Raw genomic sequence first — 3760 nt, 5'->3', positions numbered from 1 at the left:
GGACCGGTGTACGCCGGAACGCAATTGGCCGTGCAGACTGCCGAAGACCTGGTCAACCGTCAAAGCCTCGCCGCCAGGGACACGGTGCGTCTGAGTAGCGGCGGCAAACTGAACAACCTCGGTGTCATCGAAGCCGGGGTCAATGCCGACAACAGCCGCAACGCCAGCGGTGATCTTGCCCTCAACAGTCAGGCCCTGAGCAACAGCGGCAGCCTGTTGGCCAGCCGTTCCTTGAACGCGCAGGTCAGTGGTGCGCTCGATAACCAGAACGGCATCATTCAGGGACGCAACGTCACGCTCAACGCCGCTCGATTGCTCAACCAGGGGCTCAATGCGCGGATCTTCGGCGAAGGCAGTCTGGCGTTCAACGCCCCGGCCATTGTCAACCTCAACGGTTTGATCCGCTTCGCCGATGGCCAGGCGGCGACCCTGACCCTCGACAGCCTGGACAACCGCCAGGGCCGCATCGAAATCGCCGGCGGCAGCCTGACGCTCAAAGCTCGGGAGTTGAAGAATGGCGACGGCAAAATGATTGCCGGGCGCCTGGACCTCGACACCCGTCAACTCGACAACACCAACGGTTTGATCGCGGCCAATCAGACCAACGCCAAAGTCACGGCCAGCGAGCGTCTGGACAACGGCAAAGGCAAAATTCAGGCGCAGACAGCCCTGTCGTTGTCCGGCGGCGAACTGCTCAACCAGGGCGGCACGCTGGTCGCCGATAAAGTGACCGTCAACGCCACCCGCCTGGATAACAGCCAAAAAGGCGTGATCAGCGCCGAGGGTGGTGCACTGGACCTGACCCTCGACGAAGACCTCGATAACCACGACGGCAAGGTGCAGGCCTCGACCCGACTGAGCGTCACCGCCCAGAGCATCAACAACCGCAACGCCAGCCTGACGGGCAAAACCCTCGAGCTGACCAGCCGCGGCAAACTCGACAACACGCAGGGCACGATCTCGTCCGAAGACAGTGTTCTGGGTACCCAGGATCTGGACAACACTCAGGGGCTGATTCAGGGCACCGCGGGCCTCAAAGTTGTTGGCCGTGACCTGGATAACACCGAGGGCAAGCTGCTGGGCGGCACCGTCCATACGACACTCGACCATCTCACACAGAACACCCACGGCACCTTAAGCGCCGAGACCGGCACGCTCATGCTGATCGTCACTCAACACCTGAACAATGCCCTGGGCCGATTGCAGGCCACCCACGGGGACGTGGACATCCAGGCCGCGAGCCTGGACAACCGCCAAGGTGTCGTGGCCGGTCAGCAAGTGTTGTTGGTCGCCGAAGGCGGGCGCATCGACAACCGTGGCGGGCGGATCATGGGTGATCGTCTGGACCTGCAAGCCGCCAGCCTCGACAACAGCGATAAAGGCCTGTTGGCGGCCGGCGTTGACGGCGCACGGTTGATCCTCAAGCAAACGGCTCCCGGTCAGTCACAGTTGCTCAACCTCAAGGGCCGGATTCAAAGCGAAGCCGGTCTGCGGATCGAGAGTGACACGGTCGACAACAGTGCCGGCGTCCTGCTCGGTAAAACCGTCGACGTCACCGCGAGGCAACTGAGCAACAACGACAAGGGCGGCATCGTCAGCAGCGATGGCACCCTCGAACTGAAAGTCGCCGGAGTTTTCAGCAACGTCACCGGCGTGGTCGACGCCGCTGATCAGCGCCTGCTGCTTGAACAGCTCACCCAGCTCGACAACCGTGGCGGCACTTTGCGTGGCAAGCGCCTGGACATCAGCAGCACGGCCGTCGACAACCGCAACGAAGGCCAGATCATCGCCGGCAGCGATGGCCTGAAAATCGTCGGCACAAGCCTGCAGAACCAGCAAGGTGTGATCCTCGCCAACGGCAGCCACGGGGAACTGGCGCTGGGCCAGGGCAGCCTGCAGAACCAGGGCGGGACCCTTCAGGCCGACAGCCTGGGGATCACCGCCGGCGACCTCGACAACAGCGCCGTCAACGGTAAGGCCGGGCTGATGTCCAGTCTGCTGGGCGACCTGAAGTTGACGGTCACTCGCCTGACCAACCGCGCTGGCAAGTTGTTTGCCAAAGACCAGGTCATCTTCGATGGTTCAAGCCTGGACAACGCCGGCGGTGAAATCAGCGGCACCCGGCTGGGGCTCGAAGCCGTCAGCCAGATTCTCAACCAAGGCGGGTTGATCGAGTCGGCCACCAACCTGAAACTCATCAGCGGCCAGTTGAATAACAGCGCCGGTGGCCAGGTCCGCGCGCTCGGTGGCGCGTCCAGTCAGATCAAACTGACCGGCAACCTGAACAACCAGAACGGCGTCATCGAGATCGGCAGCCAGGACCTGGCCCTCAGCGGCGTTCAGCTCAATAACCTCAGTGGCCGCGTACGTCACGCGGCGCAAGGTCTATTCGACCTCGACCTGAACAACCTGACCGGCAGCCAGGGCAGCCTCACCGGTCTGGGCAATGGCAGCTGGGACATTGGCGCCGTCAATGGAGTGGGCACCTGGCAGCTCAACGGCGGCCTGACCTACACCAGCGCGCAAGACCTGACCCTCATTGCCGGTGACCGTATCGCCAGCGCTTCGGCGCTGAGCCTGAATGTCGCCAACCTTAACAACGCCGGCGAGCTGCTCAGCGACGGCAACCTGTCGCTGACCCTGGGCGGCAATCTGCTCAACAGCGGCCGAATCTCGGCCAAGCAAAAACTGACCATCGGCGCCAACGACCTGATCCAGCGCGACGGGCGTCTGGTCAGTGGCGGCGACACCGAACTGACCCTGCGCGGCACCCTCGACAACCTCGGCCGCCTGATCGCCAATCAAAACCTGACGGTGACGGCGGCCCGGATCGACAACAAAGGCACCCTTGGCGCCCAAGGCAAGGTCACCTTCAACGCGGCCAACGGCATCAGTAACGGCGCCGATACCCTGTTGTTCAGCGGCGGTGCGATGGAGTTGCACGGCAACAGCCTGAGCAACTATTACGGCGATATCTACAGCCGCGGCAACCTGACCTTCAGTGCCCTGAATGGTGGCCGAGCGGCCTCGTTCAGCAACTTGTCGGCCACTGTCGAAAGCGAAGGCGACATCGACATCAACGTCGCGTCGCTGGTGAACGCCAAATCCGAGTTCGAACTGACGTCCGGGCAATCTTCCGGCAGCCTGGATTGGCAATGCGGCCAGCACTGCGGTGGTGGCGACGGCTGGAAACGCGGCAAGATCACCCTCATCACCCAGTTCAACGACACCGTACTCAAGGACTCTCGCGCTTCGCGATTGGTGGCTGGAAAAAACCTCACCGTCCACGCCAATCAGGTCGAAAACCGTTACAGCCTGATGGCGGCCAACGGCAACCTCGACCTGACCGCCGACAGCCTGCTCAACCAGGGTGCCGCGTCACGTTCGGGGCAGCGAGTATTGACAATCGGTACCCCCGGTCGTATCGACAACAGCCTCTGGGACAAGATGGAGTACATCGATGTTCCGGCGTTCAATGCGGCGACCGCGGCAGGTAATTTCGATGAAGTGCGTTTCAAGGAACTCAGCGACCGTTCAAGCGACGACCGATTCGCCGTGCAGAGCGACGTCACCACCTGGAATGAAAACGGCAACACCGTTTACGCCGCCGTATTGCAAGCCGGTGGCAACGTCAGGCTGAACGTCACCAACAACATCCAGAACGGCACGCTTTACGACAACACCTACGGTCAACTGACCGGTTCACTGAGCAGCGAGCAGACGGCCTCGGTCGGCGGTATCAACATCAACCTGGGCAAAC

At 62.1% G+C, this 3760-nt stretch carries 1 pseudogene; it reads left to right on the top strand.

Annotated elements, in window-relative coordinates:
• Window positions 1-30: 30 nt before the first annotated feature.
• A pseudogene (locus QK293_RS27330) lies at window positions 31-3760 on the top strand (filamentous hemagglutinin); the annotation flags it as partial.

The organism is Pseudomonas sp. AL03, assembly GCF_029960815.1.
Lineage (GTDB): Bacteria > Pseudomonadota > Gammaproteobacteria > Pseudomonadales > Pseudomonadaceae > Aquipseudomonas.
The sequence above is the reverse complement of the archived record's forward strand: the minus strand, read 5'-3'. Positions and strand labels throughout refer to the sequence as shown.